We start from the raw sequence: 17,715 nt of genomic DNA, 5'->3' as shown, positions 1-17,715 counted from the left end.
GGGGATTTATTCCCGCGCGGGTGATACGCTTGATGAAATAGATTTGCGTTTAAAATCAAAAGTCTGTAAGAAATTTTGCGCGCGCTTAGTTTGGGGATTATTAAAAAACTCCACACTCCTTGCAAGTTCGATAATTTTGCCAGAATCCAAAAACACCACTTTATCGCTCACCGCCTTTGCAAAGCCCATTTCGTGCGTCACAAGTAGCATCGTCATACCTTCATCTGCAAGCTCTAGCACTACATCAAGCACCTCGCGTACCATTTCAGGATCAAGCGAAGCAGTGATTTCATCAAAAAGCATAATTTTTGGATTCATACAAAGCGCGCGCACAATCGCCACGCGTTGTTTTTGCCCACCGCTTAGGGATTTTGGCATAGCTTTAAGCTTAGATTCTAATCCTACGCGCTTTAAAAGCGTATGTGCTTGCTCCCTCACCTCATCTTTAGCGCGTTTTTGCACCTTTAGCGGGGCGAGCAAGATATTTTCCTCCACACTTAAATGCGAAAAAAGCTCATAATTTTGAAACACCATACCAATTTCTTGTCGGATTTTTCCCCAATTGCTTTTTGGTGTGTTTATAAGTGTATTTTCTAGGTAGATTTCCCCACCTTGTGTGGATTCTAAGCCATTGATACAGCGCAAAAGCGTGCTTTTTCCACAGCCACTAGGTCCTAGCAACACCACCACTTCGCCCTTTTGCACTTCAAAACTTATGGAATCTAGCACGCGATGGGCATTGTATTCTTTGATTAGGTTGCAGATTCTTAGCATATCAGCTCCATTTAGATTCTAATTTTTTTGATAAAAAGCTAAGCGGGTAGCACAGCACAAAATACAGCACCAGCAACAACCCATACATAATAAAAGGCGCAAGATCAAACCTTTGATTTGCCTCAATAATCTGCCTTGCCACAAGCAGCACATCTGCCACGCCGATAAAAAGCAAAAGCGAAGTTGTTTTAATAATCCGTGTGAAAAGATTGATACTCGTTGGCAAAAGGCGCTTTGTAGCTTGTGGTAAGATGATAAAAAATTGCACTTTTAGCGGACTTAGTCCAAGACTAAGCGCAGATTCTCTTTGATGCTTATCAATCGAGCTAAACGCCCCACGCACCAAATCCCCAATCTCCGCACTCCCCCAAATACTAAAAACCACAATACCGACAAAAATATTACTCAAATTCATATCAAGCAATTGTGGCAAACCAAAATAAAACACATACAAAAGTGCTAAGATTGGCACAATACGCACAAACTCTAAATATAGCTTTGCAAGCACTCTCAATACAAAAAAACGCGAAAGCATACACAGCCCGCAAATACTCCCAAAAATAATAGAAAAAAAGATACTCACAAAAGAAATAAAAAAGCTCATAAAAAGCCCCTCACACAAGCGCCACGCATTCACACCACCAAAAAGAGCTTGTAAGGTAGCAAGCAGAGAATCTGTATCCATCATCTAAATCCTAAAGCGCTTTTCACAAAAGCTAAAAAATATCGAAAGTGGAAACAGCACGACCAAATACGCGCAAAGAAGCATAAAAAGTGCCTCGTAAGTTTTACTATAAATGCTAATAATATCCTTGCCCACATACAGCACATCAGCTAGCGCAATGACGCTCACCACTGAAGTTTCTTTGATGAGAAAAATCACATTTGCAGCAATGCTTGGCATACTCACACCTAAAGCTTGAGGCACAAGTACAAAACGCATAATTTGGGATTTTTTAAATCCCAAACTTAGGGCGGATTCTATTTGTGATTTTCCCACACTTTGCAATCCTGCGCGAAAAGATTCACACATATAGCCACCGCCTAAAAACATAAGTCCTAAACTCGCACACCAAAATGCGCTTAACTCTAACCCTATGCGATTTAACCCAAAGTAAAGGAAAAATATCTGCAAGACTAAAGGTGTGTTGCGCGCGATTTCTGTATAAACACTCGCACAGGCGCTTAAGAAAAATATTTTCCTAAAAGAAAGTAAAAGCGCACAAACAAAGCCGATGATGAAAGAAAGTATAATCCCAACTGCCGAAATCTGCAAAGTCAAAATAAGCGCGTCTTTAAACAAATACGCGTGAGTAAAAACAAACTCCAAATCAAACATCAATAAGATTCAATGTTTAATGTAGCGCAGCGTTTAGCTCAATTTTGCGATTTGAGCGGAAAGCTATCATATTGCCACTTTTAGAATCTTGCCTAAAATGCACGCCATTTTTGCCTGAAAGTTCCCTGCCTTTATACAAACCACCAGGATTGATGACAAAACCCGGATTTATCTCTGCTAGCTTTTCTGCTTCTGCTTTTGAGATTTCAAACACCGTGCCAGCAAGCACCGCGATGCCACCATCTACGATACACCCATCGCCTAGGCTTATGCCTGTTGAGCTATTCACACCTAGCAGGCAGTTCTTGCCAATACTGATAGGATCAGCATTCCCACCACTTAGCACACCTAAAATGCTAGCACCTCCGCCTATATCGCTTCCTTCGCCTACAATCACACTTGAGCTTATGCGCCCTTCATTCATACATGCGCCCATCGCTCCTGCGTTAAAATTCACATAGCTAGCACCGGGCATTTGCGTATAGCCACCACTGCCTAGATACGCACCAAAGCGCGTTTTGGCAGTATCTAGCAAGCGGATATTGTCAAACTGCGGGATTACCTGCATGAGATAACGTGGGAATTTATCCACAAAATCAATGCTAGGGAATGTGCCCTCCATTTTCAAGCGCACTTCATTTTCGCGTAGCCATTCTAGTTCGTAGGGTTTATTTCCACTCCACGCGACATTTTGCAATAAGCCAAAGATACCATCAAGCTGCAAACTTCTTAAAGGTGCTTTGCCTAAAGACAGAGCCAAAAGCTTGAGGTATGCAGATTCCACACTTTCGCATTTTGTATCCTTATAAATCACGCAAAAGCGATAGCGCGTGCGCCCGCCTTTGGTTTTGAGCTTGCCTTTATTGTCTTGCTTTTTAAGCTCCAAAATCACTTGTATATTTTTATGTGTTTGCGTATCGCTCAATGCCTCACTCAAGAAAGGCGCATACAATTCCAACGCCTTATTAACAAACTCTCGATTGATTCCATACACTGCTTCATTTTCACTTTGAGAAATACACTCCGCACTTTTGGCACACTCACTTAGCACGGCATAAGTTCCCAAATTCTCACCCACCCAATTCATTGTTGGATAAGTCGCACACAGCACAGCCTTTGATTTCTTGCCAATCTCCACGCGCGCGATACCAAAGCCTAGCGGTTCTTTATAATTTGGGGATTTTTGAAAATTATCAACAAACACTTTAAAATCTCGCATAAGATCTCCTTTTTTGATTAAAGGACAATTGTAGCAAAACTTTATAAAAGATAAGGCGTGTTATAATGCTTCCCAAAAATGAAATACAAACCAAAGAATATAAAAATGAGAAAAAAATTTTTTAGCATAGTGGGATTTGTAGGCTTTGCCTGCGCGCAACTCACAGCTATGCAAAATCCTAGCGATTTACCCTTGCTAAGTGGTTATATAGGCACATTTGCTAAAAGCTCCGCGCTTGGGGACAATAAAGATTCCTATGGCACGATAAATCTCTCCCTTATGCTTCATCATCACATAAATGAGCGCTTAAGCCTTTGGCTTGGTGTTTTTGGAGCGATACCCACACTTGATAACCCAAAGGGCAATGTCAATGACTACTCACGCACGCATTATGTCAATGACAAGGCATTCGCGCTTTATCAAGTGGGAAATGAAAATGCCACTTTTAGCCTACAAGCAGGAAGATTTGAATCTCATCTTGATTGGCTAGGCGAGCATATACAAGGCGTGCAGGCGCATTTCACAAAGTCGCTTTTTGGCTTCAATGCGTTTAGGGCAGGTGTAACTTATGCAAACGAGCAAGCGCATATCAACAGAGAGGAACAATCCGCGTTTGAAGAGTTTAAGAAAGAATACAATTCGAAGGAAATGTTTGCATTTAATGCAGATTTTGGTAGCGAGGAAAATTTCTTAGGAATCTATGATTATTATTTTGAGGGCATTTTTAATACTATGGGCGCAAAAGTGCATTTACAAATCCCGCTAGATTCAGCGGTAAGAGAATCCACAGAATCTTCGGATAATGCGCGCGCCTTAGATTCCAAAAATTCCGCGCCAAAGTGGAGCTTGCAGTTTCTTACGCATTTTGCGTATTCAAAAAGCTTTAACCCCACACTTTTAATGCCTCAAGGCAATGTCTATACGCACGGGCAAAAGGATATTGGCGATACTTTCTTTACCTTTGCGCGCTTAAGCTTGCATTACAAAAAGCGTTTTCTCATCGGACTAGGATTTACGCAAAGTGGGAAAAAGGACTTCACAAATGCCTTTCTTGGCAATCGCTTTGTTTTTGAAGCTGATGATGCCACGCCTTTTCTCTTTAATGTCATCGCGCCCGGTGGATGGCACAATGGAAGCAACGCGACAAATATGTTTTATGGACAAACGCGCTCTTTTTATGCTTTTAGTGCGCTAAAATTTGGGAGGCTCGCGCTTAATTTTCACGCTAGAGAATCTAACGGGCAAAAAGCTAGGGTGCATGGTGGCTCGCAGCGGCAAATAAGTGTGGGCTTTGGGTATGCGCTAGATTCCCACATAAGCATTGGCGCGGTGGCGGTATATATGCGCCAAATGCAACGCTTTGCACAAGAGGATATTAACTCAAGCTACCTTAAAGCATTCGCGCAGTATGAGTTTTAGACCTAAAATCAATTAAGATATCAAGTTTTTTCAAGTTTCACGGCTCATTTGCAATTTCTATAATAAAAGTCTTTTTACCCTCACCCTCTTTGAGCGTTATATTTCCATTGTGTGCGCGGACAATTTGCTGACTTAGCGCCAGCCCTAAGCCATTGCCCTTAAGTTTGGTGCTTTTAAAAGCTTCAAAAAGTATGCGCTTATCTTCAATCGCCTTGCCCGTGTCGCTGATATAAAAAATATTTTTTCCATTTTCACGTGCAAAGTCAATCTCTACACACCCGCTATGTTCGCTTTCATCAAGCTCTTCTATCGCATCAATTGCATTGAAAATAAAATTCTGCAACACAATACTAAATAAGTCAAAATCCACAAACACCTCTTCATCGCTTTCAAACGCTTTGCTAAACACAAATTCAATCTGCGCGCTGTAAGTGTAGTAGCTAATGCAGGTTTGCAATTCCTCTTTAAAATCCCGCAGTTTGCACGCCCTTTGATTTTTACTACCAATGCCTTTAGAAAAAAGTAACGTAGCATTGATAAGTCGCTCAATGCGCCACAGGGATTTTTTAATCTCAATGGCGGTATTTTGCGTTTGAATATCTTTGTTTTTTAATAAAGTGGTGGTAAGAAGGGCGATTGAACCCACAGGATTGCGGATTTCATGCGCTAGGTGCGCGGAGACTTGCCCCATAGATGCAAGGCGCTCTTGACGCTTTTGATTGGTAATATCTGTGGCGGTGATGATGATTTTATTACTCAAAGAATTAATCCGCAAAAGATACGCACTGCCCTTACATTCAAGCTCGCTTTCATAAAACTGCCCAGCTTTTATATTGGAGACAATCAAGCTATTTCTGATGATATGTAGCACCTCGTCTAAATTATAGGCTTGGTTGTTTTGAAAAGAAATTGTGTTGTTAGATTCTAGCACCCACACAGCTTGGGGTAAAATCTCCAAAAAATTATAATGAAATTCCTTAAGTGCGTGCAATTCTAGCTCAATTTTATAGCTTGCCTCTATGAGCTCTGTTAGAGAATCTAGCACCTTTTGCTTATCTTGAGAATCCAAACTTTCAATAAGCTTTTGGTTGATAAGGCTCTCATTTTCCATTAGCGTTGTTGCTCTTTAAGATAATTGTATAAAAGTTCAGAATATCCAAACGAACCACTTAAATTTTGCGCGAGATCTTCTACATACATAGAGTGGTAAATATCGCTACCGGGCTGCTTTGGGTAGAGTGGATTCTCATTTTTTATCGCGTCTTTAAGCATAATCTGCAAAAATAGCGCCTCAAAATTATCTGTCTGCTCTCTTAATGCCTTATCTTCATTTGCTTGAATCTTCTGCAATGAAGTTTTTATATCCTTTGCGCTATTTTGCGCGTTTTGCGCGGATTTTAGTTTCTGTAATGTCGCTATGCTTTGCACATTTTGATACGCATTAAGCGCATTTGTTGTTAAGTCCATCATATCACCTCGATTTCGGCTGTTATCGCCCCGCTATGTTTCATTGTCTCTAGGATTGAAACGATATTTTTAGGACTTGCACCCATTTTTTGCAATGCCCGCACGACATTGGCAAGTGTGGGCTTTTTGCCATTCGTGGAAAGTGTATTTTGCGTTTGTGAGATACTCACATCATCGCCTAGACTTAGCGCATTAGGATCTTCCTCAAAATCTTGTGAAATTTTAAGCGTCAAATCCCCGTGCGTTAGGACAATAGGCTCGATTGTAATGCCAAGTCCGGCGACAATCGTCCCGCTTTTTTCATCAATCACCACGCGCTGCTTTTGGAGATAATCCACCTCTACTTCCTCCACAAGTGCTAGAAACTCTACCATACTCATAACCTCTGGCTTATTGAGCCTAATCGTGCGGGAATCTTGTGCGGAAGCGACATTGGCATTAAAGGTTTCATTGAGTGCCTGTTGGATTTTCACCGCATTTTGCAAGTCGGATTTTTTAAGGCTTAATGTTGCAGATTCTGATTGTGAAATATTATAAGCGATTTCGCGCTCAATAGTCGCCCCGCCAATAAGCGTAGCAGAAAGGAAGTTTTGAGTATTACCTTGCGTGAGCACACCTTGTGCGAGGGCGTAGATATTCCCATCTACTGCGCTCAAAGGTGTAAGCACGAGCGTGCCACCGGCAATAGACTTCGCATCGCCAATGGAGGAGACTTGTATATCGATTTTATCGCCCTGCCTTGCGAAAGCAGGCATATTTGCCGTTACCATCACTGCGGCGACATTTTTTGATTTTATATCATTTGCAGAGAGCTTAACATTCATAGTTTCAAGCATATTTGCCATACTTTGTGCGGTAAATTTTGAGCCGTTTTTATCTCCACTGCCATTTAGCCCAATCACCAAGCCATAGCCAATGAGCGAGTTTTCGCGGATTCCAACAATTTGCGCGAGTTCAGAAACCTTTTGCCCCCACGCGAGACACAAACACGCACCAAATAAAAAGAGAGTTTTTTTCATTATCGCAATCCTTACGCCTTGAAAAAGTTTTTAGAATCTGCCCTTAGAAATTTTTATGATTAAAATTTAAGCAAATTACATTCCTTAGAGAATTTTATTGAAATATGGGCTTAAGCACAGGTGCTTTTTTGGGTAAATTTGTAATAAGCAAATACTTAAAATTTAAAGTTTTGTTTATTTAATAAAACTTTAAGAAAAATTTAATTAAAAAATTCCGAATATTTTTTGTAGGTATCTTGATCAATGGAGTGGGGTGCGAGATGAAGTTTTTTTCAAACTTAAAAATAGGAACAAAGATTGTAAGCATTGTTTCGTTGCTTTTATTAGCGGGGATTCTCACGCTTTCAATTATTATTAGCAAACAGGTAAGAGATGAAATCAACATCGATATTACAAAGATTCTAGAAGCGAATACCTTGCGTTACGCTAACTACACACAGGCAAATCTTGATGGTATGGTTTCTTCACTTCTCACTACACACGATATTATAGAACACAATGTAGATTTTAATGACCCTGATATGGATAAAGAAATCGGACGCATTTTGCAAGATGTGCTTAATAACTCAAAGTGGAGCAATTTCGCGTATGTATATTTCACCCAACCGCTTAAAACAAACAATCCGCTATACAAAACAAAAAGCGGCAGAACAATTATTTCATATCACTCAGAAACCGCATCAGAATCCGTGCTCGTGCAAGCAGATGATGTTATCGCAGATTTTCCAGCGCTTAAATACACACTAGATTCTAAAAGGGCACGCATTGGTAAGCCATTGCAAATGACTATTAACGGCACAAGCTTTGTGGGTGTAAATGTCACCGCACCGCTTTTTGATTCTCAAGGTAATATGATTGCGGTGCTGGGGAATATTCTGGATTTGAAAGTTATGTCAGATTTTTTGCTTAACCCACGATTTGATATTTATGAGAACAATGTCCGCTCTGTGCTCACTCAAGATGGCACTATAGCAATCCACCCGAAATCTGATATCATAGGTCAGAATCTTGCAAACCTCAATCCCGACCCAAGTACGCAAAAAATACTAGGGGTTGCGGCAAACAAGGGTGAAGGCTTATATGATTATGTAAATTATGGAAGCAGTGATGAAACGCTTGCGTATCTTAAAACTTTTGAAATTGGCACACAAGAGCTTGGCGGTACTTGGGTTATGATAGTAACTGCACCAAAAAAGGCTGTGTATGCTCCACTTGCAAGCGTGCAAACCATTATCGCGCTTACGAGCTTTATTGTTATTTTAGTCATCATAGCTGCGATATTGTTCTTTGTAAAAAGCGCACTAACAAATCGCCTCGGTATTATTCTCCACACCCTCCATTCCTTCTTCCGCTATCTTAATTATGAATCTAAAGAGGTGCATACTATCAGGATTAGAGCCCAAGATGAATTAGGAGCAATGGGAAAAATCATCAATGACAACATCTCCCGCACTCAAAAATCCCTCCTTCAAGACGAAGAAGCCATAGCACAATCAGCAGAGACTGCTAAAGAAATAGAAAGTGGGAATCTCAAAGCAAGGATTATTAAAAATCCTGCTAATCCACAATTGATAGAATTAAAAAATGTGCTTAACACTATGCTTGATGTCTTAGAGCAAAAGATAGGAAGCGATACAAATGAAATAACAAGAGTTTTTGACTCTTATACAAGGCTAGATTTCACCACTGAAGTAAAAGATGCTAAAGGAAGAGTGGAAGTGGTTACAAACACTTTGGGTGAAGAGATTAAAAAAATGCTTGTAGCTAGCTCAAACTTTGCAAAAGATTTAAGCATTCAAAGCAATGAGCTTAAATCCTCTATGCAAAGACTAGCAGATGGTTCTCAAGCACAAGCTAGCAGTTTAGAGCAATCAGCTGCAGCAGTAGAAGAAATAAGTTCATCTATGCAAAATGTAAGTGATAAGACAATCGATGCAACCAAGCAAGCAGAAGATATTAAAAACATTGTAGGTGTTATCAAAGATATAGCAGACCAAACAAACTTGCTCGCTTTAAATGCGGCTATTGAAGCAGCAAGAGCAGGAGAGCACGGCAGAGGCTTTGCTGTTGTGGCTGATGAAGTGAGAAAACTAGCAGAGAGGACTTCTAAATCACTAGGAGAAATAGAGGCAAATGTAAATGTCTTGGTGCAATCAGTCAATGAAATGAGTGAATCTATAAAAGAGCAAACAGAAGGCTTAGGACAAATCAATGAAGCCATAGCACAACTAGAAACACTCACACAAGAAAATGTAGAAGTAGCTAACACTACAAATACCATTACTCAAAGAGTAAATGGCATAGCAGAAGAGATATTAGAAGATGTGAATAAGAAGAGGTTTTAGGGGAAGACTTTTGGGATTTTGAGAATCTGGGATTCTAAACGTCTTGTTTGACGTTTTTAGATTCTTCGCTTGCACTTAAGTAATGACAAAAAAACAAGGCTTGTCATTCCGAATCCCCTCTTGTCATTCTGAGGCTTTAGACGAAGAATCTAGATTCTAAGATATTTCGGCTTTGCCTCGTGCGTAGGCGCAAGGATTTCACCCTCACTAGCAAATATGGAACAAAATCAGCGATACGCGCCTTTTTCACCCGCGAGGATTACGCGCACTTGTGGGTCAAGATAGGCTTTTTCTAGCATATTGATTTTATAATTCGCACTTTCATTCCATGTAAGCAGAGGCATATCCTCGCAAATCCCATCTTTACAGACTTTGAGTTCCAAAGACTTAATAAACTCATACAAATAATAAGCAAAGCTCATATAATCTACGCTTTGGCTTTTGATGATATTTTGCAAATGTGTTTCTATCTCATTAGAATCCAAGCTCTTATAATAAGGCACATAATAGCTTGTCTTAAAGCCAGCTTTGCGAAAAGACGCGAGGTTTTTGAAACTTCCACTCTCTACGATAATATGAAAATATGGAAACCCTAAGCTATCACAAAGCATTTTAAGCTCTTTTAACGCCTCTTTTTCATTAGAATCTGAAAGATTCTTAAAATCAAGCCAAACTTTTGCAATAATAGAATCCTGCTTATCGTGTTTATCGCGTGTGATGATGGCTTGTAACATTTGTGCTAAATTGAGATTGATAGAATATTCTTTGCCATCGTGTCCAACATCATAATACCCCCCCCCACATTAGAATCATTTTCTAAAAAATGCACATCGATTTCAAAATTACGATATTTGTGTAAAAAATCATTGAGTTTTGGCAACTCATCTACTCTATGAAGCCAGATTTTATCTGGAACTTCAAAGCCTTGTTTCAAATCCCTTTCATAGTCTTTGCCATACATTATGCGTGTGCGGGATTTGTCAAACTTTTCATTAAAAATGCTTCTTTGTGGTTGCAAATCAGCCACTTGGATTTCAAGCAAATCGAAAAAAGAATGCAAAAAATCATCGCTCATAAAAGGGAGATTCTGTGCTTGTGTGATACGCTCTACTAAATGTGGGTGCGATTTTTTCAAGCTATCACTTACATAAATCATAAAAGGCACTTCCACCATATAGCGACTAACCATACTAAAGCTATGTCCTACAAAATCCCTAAAATCATACACTTCATCGCCGTGGTCGCTTAGATAAAAAACAATTGCCTCTTTGTCCTCAAAACGCTTGATAATCTCGCTCACCACAAAATCATTATAAAGCACGGCGTTTAAATACTGCGCTTTCAAAGTGCTCTGAGTTTCTGTAAGCGGTGTGAGATTTACAGCAGGACTCGAACTTGCGGGCATTTGCCCCCAAAATGGCGCGAGAGAATCTAATCCTGCATGCTTTAACGATTGGTGATTAAAGCGTTCAAATGTATTTGGATAACGCGCATTATAGCCTCCATGCGTCCCCATAAGATGAAAAACAAAAAATTGATTGGAGTTTTGAGAATTTGGAATAGATTCTAAAAGCTCTAGAATCTTTTCATCTTTGAGCGCGCCAGCAGTATAAGAATCTGCCCAAGAAGTATAAGCAAGATAATCTGCGCGTTTAGCGATTGCTTGCGGGGAATTTCCATAAATTGATATAGGCTCTTGATTGCTAAGCCAAAATGTTTTAAAACCAGCAATTTTCATCGTATCAATAATATTCATTTGCTTATACCACGGAATTTGCTCATTTTCATAATTGCTAAAAGTCAGCACTTTGCGCAAAGATTCATCAGTGTGCGTGGCAGGTGAAATAACATCGCTAAACACAAAAAGATTTTGAGAATCCCTTAGAGCATTAAGCTTTGGTGTGGTGGGAAGTGGATAACCATAAAGATTGAGATAATTGCGCTGGGTGGATTCCCCAATGATGAGAATCACTAAGGGAGGTGTTTTTGCCTTATTCGTAGAGGCATAAAGTGTTGTATTGCCCCCCCTCTAAGACTTTAAAATTTGCAAGCAATTGGATATTTTCATTGAGATTTTTATATTCTTTAAGAATCTGGACTTGATACAGCGCGCCATCAAAACAAGTTTTTAAGATTCTAGGAATCTGTGCGCGCTCACAAACAACAAGTAATGGATTCTTATCAGCACGCATACCAATAAGCGAAAGTATCCCAACACTAAACAATGCGCACACAACACAAATCACGCGTGGCAACATAATAGAGCGTTTGATAAACACGCATACTATACCTAAGGCAAGAAAAACACTTACAAACGCAAATATTTCCGTATTGAGATACATTGAAAGAAATTCCTTGCTTTCGTGCCAATTTGTCCCCAAAACCACGCCCGCAAAAACTTGATTAAAAAAGCGTCCGAAAATTATAAAGTGTAAATATCTCTACGCAGCCAAAAATCAAGGCAAGCATTAGACAAGCATTGCTAGTTACACGAAGCGCCTTTTCTCCAAAAACTCCCACTCCATACCAAAGCAGATAAAAAAATGAAAAATTAAAAACAAAAACCTTCAAAAATTGTTTGGTTATATTTAAAAATCCAGTCGTATCACTACAAAAATAGCAATAGAAAAAAAATGCGCTTGAGCTCACAACAAAGAAAAATTTCGTGTTAAAAATTGGCAAATTTGCAGGGCGCGTTAAAAATCTCCAAATTTTCATAATCATCTCCTTAAATACTTAAAATTTACTCCATCAGACTTAAAAAAAGCACAAAGGATTCCTCTATTCCTTAAAACATATCACTTACAAAAGCAAAGCTCTTGTAAGCTCCGCTTAGCACGCATATTTTACCTTTTTGGTCGCTAAGATTGCAAGATTCTATCACGCTTTTTGGTTATTTTAGATTCTATTCCATCAAATTGTATCATCTCGCGGGAGTGAATCCCGCTTCGCGCTCGCGTTCATACTCGGCATTTTTTGGAGGCTTTAAAATTTGTAGATTCTATTAGATTTTAGATTCTTCGCCTAAAGGCTTAGAACAACAAAGGGAGAGGTCAGAATGACAAGCCTTATTTTATCATATTGAGTGGGCGCGAAATATCTTTAAATCTTTAAATCTTGGATTCTCATCAATAAATTCTTTTACTTTTCTCTGCTGAATTATCCGCCCTTGCTTTCTAAATATTCCTCATAACTCCCGCGAAAATCTATAATTTCATTATTTTCTTTTAATTCAATAATACGGTTTGCATACGCGTCAATCAACTCTCTATCGTGGCTTACACAAATCACATTTCCATTAAACTTATAAAGTGCCTCGCCAAGTGCAATGATTGCCTCTAAATCTAAGTGGTTTGTAGGCTCATCAAGCACAAGGAAATTTCCACCCTCTAGCATTAGTTTGCTTAACATCATGCGGTGTTTTTCTCCACCACTTAGCGCATTAACACTTTTTTCTTGTTCTTCTCCGCTAAAAAGCATTCTTCCAAGCGCATTTCTAATCTCATTTGCTTCCTTTTTTTTGTCAAATCCGCGTAGCCATTCATAGAGCGTCTCCTCGCCTTTGACTTGTTCTGTGGTATCTTGCGGAAAGTATCCACGCTCAATTGTCGCCCCCCATTTAATTCTTCCGCTTAATGGTTTTATATTTTCGCAAATCAACTCACAAAATGTTGTTTTTCCGATTCCATTGCGTCCAATGAGTGCGATTTTATCTCCGGGTAAAATCGTTAGATTAAGATTCTTTAACACACATAAATCCCCATAGCTAAAACTAAGATTTTCAAGACTTAGGGCTTCATTACCAATAGTGCGGTTTGCTTTAAAAACAATGCTAGGGTCTCTACGACTTGAGACTTTAAGTCCCTGAATATCTAATTTGTCAAGTTGCTTTTGTCGGGAAGTGGCTTGCTTTGCCTTGCTTGCATTTGCAGAAAAGCGTCGGATAAAGTTTTCTAGCTCCTCTTTTTCTTTGAGCTTTTTATTGTGTTCCATTTCTTGCTGTTTTGCAATTAAAGTAGAAGCAATATACCAATCGTCATAATTACCGCTAAATTCACGCACATTTTTAAAATCTAAATCCAAAATATGTGTGCAAACGCTGTTTAAAAAATGCCTATCGTGGCTAATAACAACAAGCGTGCCTTCATGTCGCTTTAACTGCTCTTCAAGATAACTAATTGTCTTTAAATCAAGGTTATTTGTAGGTTCATCTAAAAATAAAATATCAGGTTTTGGGAATAGCACTTGTGCGAGTAAAACTTTGAATTTATCCCCACTTGTTAGTGTTTGCATAAGATTATCGTGGATACTAGATTGGAATCCTAAATCCTCTAAAATCTTTTCAATTTGCACATCATATTCATAAGTTGGGTCCTCTTCTGCGCAAATCATCTCTAACTCGCCTAGGCGCGCATTAACTTCATCGCTAAAATCCCCCGCATCATAAAGCCTTTCTTTTTCTTTAATCGCGCTATAAAGGCGTTTGTTACCATAAAGCACACAATCTTTAATGCTAAACTCTTCAAAAGCAAATTGATTTTGTCCAAGCACTCCTAAGCGCGCATTTGGGTCAAATGCAATCTCTCCGCTTGTGTGTTCTATTTCTCCGCTTAAGATTTTTAAAAAAGTGGATTTCCCTGCTCCATTTGCACCAATGAGTCCATAGCGTTTGCCCTTATCTAATTTTAAATTCACATTTTCAAAAAGTTTTTTTGTGGCATATTGCATACCAAGCCCTGTAATTTGAACCATAATTTTTCCTTAAAATTTGATTGCTTGTGTTTTATTTTAAAATGTATTTTATCAAAACGAAAGAAAATATTAAAGAAAGATTGCTTAAAGCTTTGTTTGTAACCTTTCCCTCCAAAGGAGAGAAAAAGGCTTACTCAGCACCTTTTGGAGCAGAAAAAGCGGTAACCTTTGGAAGCTCACCTTTGAATTTTTCAATATTAACAAGTCCTGTATGTGCAATATTTCCATTTGCTAGCTTAGAAGTTGGAATATCAATAGTTAGGACATTTACACTACCATATTTGCACATTCCCTCTTCGTTTGGGTCATACCATCCGCCTTCGCATAGCCTCACTACGCCTTGCATAATATCGTTGCTAACCACTGCACCTGCTAAAACTTCTCCCCTTTTATTGAACACACGCACAACATCGCCATTTTTAATGCCTAGTTTTCTAGCATCTTTTGCGTTGATTAAAATTGGCTCTCTAGCATTTACAGCATAAGTTTCTCTTAAGCTAGTATGGCACATTTGCGAGTGCAACCTATCTGTTGGGTGGTTTGTAAGTAGGTGGAATGGAGCTTCTTTTGTCGCATTTCCTAGCCATTCAACAGGCTCAAACCAAGTAGGATGCGCCTTGCAGTCATCATAGTTATACGCCTCAATGGTTTTAGAATAAATTTCAATCAGTCCCGATTCTGTTCCTAGAGCTTCTAAGATAGGGTCTTCTATGAAATCTTTGAATCTAACCCACTCTAAACTTTCAATATTTGCTGCAAATTTAATAGGCTCATTCTTCGCCCAAAATTCTTCAAAGCTTGGCATAGGTGTTGCAAACTCTGCCCCATAGGCTTGTGTTTGTGTAAGTGCGCTATTGTAATATTCTTTAATAAAATCTTTAGCTTTTTTGCCATTTTCAGTGAATGCGTTATACACATTTTTGCCATAAACTCTACATAAATCAGAGAATATTTCATAATCATCGCGACTCTCTCCCACTGGTAAAACAGCCTGTTTCATCGGTGAAATAAACATATTAGAGTAGTCCCCAACCATTGTAATATCATCTCTCTCATAAGAGCTTGTCGCAGGCATAACAATATCTGCCATTTTTGCTGTTGGTGTCCAATAGATTTCATTAACCACCACCGTGCGTGGTTTTCTCCAAGCTTTAACATTTGTGTTTGTATCTTGATGATGCACTAAAGGATTTCCTCCAACCCAATAAATAAAGTCAATATCAGGGTAAGTGATTTCTTGACCATTGTGTTGAATTTTTTTGCCCGGATTTAAAAGGGCATCAGCAATTCTAGCTAATGGAAAAGAATAGGTTGCTGCATTTTGAAGCCATTCAGCACCGCTTTGTGTGGAATTATCTTTTGGTAATCCTTGAAATTTGCCATTTTTCCAAATTCCAACAGGTCCTGCTGTTATACCTCCAATTACGCCTCCTTTGCAAGTAGGAACACCGCCATTACTATAATGATAGCTTAGTCCAAAACCACCACCTTTTGTTCCAATTTGTCCTAACATTGAAGCTAGTGTTACTAGCATCCAGTGGGGTTGCTCTCCATGGTGAGCCCTTTGCATTCCCCAACCACTCATTAGCATTGTTGGATTATCATAAAAAAGCTCTGCGAGTTGCTTGATTTTTCTTTCTTTAATACCACAAATCTCACTTGCCCATTTTACATTTTTTACAACTCCGTCTTCTTTTCCATCTAAATATGCTTTAAACTCATTGAAACCTGTTGTGTAGTTTTCTAAGAACTCATAATTCACTTTATTGACAGAAATAAGATGATGTGCCATTCCAAGCATTAAAGCCACATCTGTATTTGGACGAGGAGCAACCCACTCAGCATCAAGGAATTTACAAGTTTCTGTGCGCACAGGGTCTATGCAGATGACTTTAATTTTACTCTCTTTTAGTTTTTCAAAATAAGCTAAACCCTCTTGTTCTGTGGCAGTCCAAGAGATTCTTAATGTAGCAAGCGGATTAGCTCCCCAAATTACAACAACTTTAGAATCGCTTAAAATATTCTCCCAAGAAGTTTGTTGCTCATAAACCTCAATGCTTCCAACAACATAAGGCATAATAACTTGCGAAGCACCTGTAGAATAGTCTCCTGTAACACCAACAAAACCACCTGTAACATTTAAGAATCTATGGAGCAAAATACGAGAGTTTTGCATATTTCCACTTGATTTCCAACCATAACTTCCGCCAAAAATTGCGCTTGCCCCTTTTGTATCACGTGTCTTTTTAAGCTCTCTTGCGATTAATTTAATTGCTTCTTCGTAGCTTACACGCACAAACTCCTCTTTGCCTCTAAGTTCTCTTTTGGGATTATCCGGATTTTCTAAGTAGCTTTTTCTTACATAAGGATATTTAACTCTTGATTTATAAATCATATCCGCTGTATAGTGCTGAAGTGGATTATCCATTTTTGTAATTTTTTCATAAGGTTCAGATTTTACAACTTTACCATCTTTGATACTTAGATTTAAAATACCCCAGTGCGTTGCTGTGATAACTTTACCATTTTTAACGAGTCCGGGTTTGATAGATGTTGCTTGTGGGTTTTTTGCACTCACAAAACTTGGCATTAAAGGCAATGCACTAAGTCCAGCACCAATTTTTAAAAACTTTCTTCTATCTACACTCATTTTGTCTCCTTAAAGTCTTTTGCATTTTTTTGTAAATATTCAATGACTAGCCATCTATCCTTTTTGTCAATTCCCGTTCTATCCACCATAGACCTAAAAGTGCTTGGCCATTGATTTGCTGTGAATTCTTGTGTTTTGTGTGCAGTATGGCAGATTCCGCAATTTTCTGCATACAATGTCTTTGCCCTTGCAAGCATTTCTTTATTATTTTTTGCAAATTCTTTTTTGTCTGTCCAAACCTCAATGCTAACTTTATCCCATTTGCCATTTTTACCAGCAACTCTTTGCGTAAAATCTAGTTGAGTGTTTTTACTAAAGGCTGCTACAATGATTCTTTGGCTATCATTAAAGTACAGCACATAAGGTGCTTTTGGATTAACAAATCCATCCACTTTAATCTTTACTCTTGTTCCATCACTCTCTAAGACAGAAAAGGCATTTGTAGGAAGCAATCTTCCTGCAACTTTACTATCATCTTTACCCAAAAATAACGATAAAACCTCATCGCTAAAGCCTATATTTTTTGCAAATAAACCTGTTGCAAAAAATAAACAAACAATGAAAATTTTCATTCCAAAACCTCCTTATTTTATGAAATAATTTGTAATTCTATACTAATATTGAATATCATTGCAAGATATTTAAAAATATATAAAGCTTTGATTTAAAATCAATTTTTAGTGGAATATTTTTGTTAAATCTATATCGCATTGTTAGATTGATTATCTAGG

Annotated in this window: 15 protein-coding genes; 2 read left to right on the top strand and 13 right to left on the bottom strand. The window is 38.6% G+C overall.

All coding sequences use genetic code 11. The annotated features are described in order from the left end of the window. Positions 1–6: 6 nt before the first annotated feature. From A3217_RS00990 to A3217_RS00975, 4 genes are read right to left on the bottom strand one after another with little or no spacing between them, the layout of a single operon-like run. Positions 7–774, bottom strand: coding sequence for an amino acid ABC transporter ATP-binding protein (locus A3217_RS00990; protein WP_066386892.1), 768 nt, complete (start codon positions 772–774; stop codon positions 7–9). 1 nt (position 775) lies between these two features. Continuing rightward, positions 776–1,459, bottom strand: a complete 684-nt coding sequence (locus tag A3217_RS00985) for an amino acid ABC transporter permease (protein ID WP_066389649.1) — start codon at positions 1,457–1,459, stop codon at positions 776–778. 3 nt (positions 1,460–1,462) lie between these two features. Further along, on the bottom strand, positions 1,463–2,113 hold the full coding sequence (locus tag A3217_RS00980; protein ID WP_066386890.1) for an amino acid ABC transporter permease: 651 nt from the start codon (positions 2,111–2,113) through the stop codon (positions 1,463–1,465). 16 nt (positions 2,114–2,129) lie between these two features. Further along, positions 2,130–3,332, bottom strand: a complete 1,203-nt coding sequence (locus A3217_RS00975; RefSeq protein WP_066386888.1) for a 2,3,4,5-tetrahydropyridine-2,6-carboxylate N-succinyltransferase — start codon at positions 3,330–3,332, stop codon at positions 2,130–2,132. 105 nt (positions 3,333–3,437) lie between these two features. On the opposite strand from A3217_RS00975, the gene A3217_RS00970 reads away from it, so the two are divergent. After that, positions 3,438–4,751: a hypothetical protein gene (locus tag A3217_RS00970; protein ID WP_156471814.1), complete on the top strand. Its 1,314-nt coding sequence runs from the start codon at positions 3,438–3,440 to the stop codon at positions 4,749–4,751. 37 nt (positions 4,752–4,788) lie between these two features. On the opposite strand, the gene A3217_RS00965 is transcribed toward A3217_RS00970, so the two are convergent. Genes A3217_RS00965 through A3217_RS00955 form a run of 3 tightly spaced genes read right to left on the bottom strand, consistent with a single transcriptional unit; the run spans position 4,789 to position 7,237 of the window. Then, positions 4,789–5,862, bottom strand: a complete 1,074-nt coding sequence (locus A3217_RS00965) for a sensor histidine kinase (protein ID WP_066386884.1) — start codon at positions 5,860–5,862, stop codon at positions 4,789–4,791. Continuing rightward, positions 5,862–6,218, bottom strand: a complete 357-nt coding sequence (locus A3217_RS00960) for a rod-binding protein (protein ID WP_082807830.1) — start codon at positions 6,216–6,218, stop codon at positions 5,862–5,864. Before A3217_RS00960 ends, A3217_RS00965 begins: the two co-directional genes overlap by 1 nt. Next, positions 6,218–7,237 (bottom strand): flagellar basal body P-ring protein FlgI, encoded by a 1,020-nt coding sequence (locus A3217_RS00955; protein WP_066386882.1) that lies wholly within the window; start codon positions 7,235–7,237, stop codon positions 6,218–6,220. Before A3217_RS00955 ends, A3217_RS00960 begins: the two co-directional genes overlap by 1 nt. A gap of 260 nt (positions 7,238–7,497) precedes the next feature. Between A3217_RS00955 and A3217_RS00950 the strand changes: the two genes are divergently transcribed. Then, positions 7,498–9,582 (top strand): methyl-accepting chemotaxis protein, encoded by a 2,085-nt coding sequence (locus A3217_RS00950; protein ID WP_066386874.1) that lies wholly within the window; start codon positions 7,498–7,500, stop codon positions 9,580–9,582. A 227-nt stretch (positions 9,583–9,809) separates the two neighbouring features. On the opposite strand, the gene A3217_RS08910 is transcribed toward A3217_RS00950, so the two are convergent. The 6 genes from A3217_RS08910 to A3217_RS00915 all read right to left on the bottom strand — a co-directional run bounded on the left by A3217_RS08910 (position 9,810) and on the right by A3217_RS00915 (position 17,556). Beyond that, a complete protein-coding gene (locus A3217_RS08910; protein ID WP_156471813.1) occupies positions 9,810–10,316 on the bottom strand; it encodes a hypothetical protein in 507 nt (168 codons plus the stop codon). 5 nt (positions 10,317–10,321) lie between these two features. Beyond that, positions 10,322–11,554 carry a phosphoethanolamine transferase gene (locus A3217_RS00940; RefSeq protein WP_066386872.1) on the bottom strand — a complete coding sequence of 411 codons (1,233 nt, stop codon included), beginning with the start codon at positions 11,552–11,554 and terminating at the stop codon, positions 10,322–10,324. A gap of 19 nt (positions 11,555–11,573) precedes the next feature. Then, positions 11,574–11,924, bottom strand: a complete 351-nt coding sequence (locus A3217_RS00935) for a hypothetical protein (protein ID WP_066386870.1) — start codon at positions 11,922–11,924, stop codon at positions 11,574–11,576. A gap of 817 nt (positions 11,925–12,741) precedes the next feature. Continuing rightward, positions 12,742–14,334 (bottom strand): ABC-F family ATP-binding cassette domain-containing protein, encoded by a 1,593-nt coding sequence (locus A3217_RS00925; protein WP_066386865.1) that lies wholly within the window; start codon positions 14,332–14,334, stop codon positions 12,742–12,744. Between the two features lie 130 nt (positions 14,335–14,464). Next, a complete protein-coding gene (locus A3217_RS00920) occupies positions 14,465–16,984 on the bottom strand; it encodes a molybdopterin guanine dinucleotide-containing S/N-oxide reductase (protein WP_066386864.1) in 2,520 nt (839 codons plus the stop codon). Further along, on the bottom strand, positions 16,981–17,556 hold the full coding sequence (locus tag A3217_RS00915; RefSeq protein WP_066386862.1) for a cytochrome c3 family protein: 576 nt from the start codon (positions 17,554–17,556) through the stop codon (positions 16,981–16,983). The genes A3217_RS00920 and A3217_RS00915 overlap by 4 nt, the downstream gene beginning before the upstream one ends. Positions 17,557–17,715 lie beyond the last annotated feature (159 nt).

Source organism: Helicobacter himalayensis (genome assembly GCF_001602095.1).
Classification (GTDB): Bacteria; Campylobacterota; Campylobacteria; order Campylobacterales; family Helicobacteraceae; genus Helicobacter_F; species Helicobacter_F himalayensis.
The sequence above is the reverse complement of the archived record's forward strand: the minus strand, read 5'-3'. Positions and strand labels throughout refer to the sequence as shown.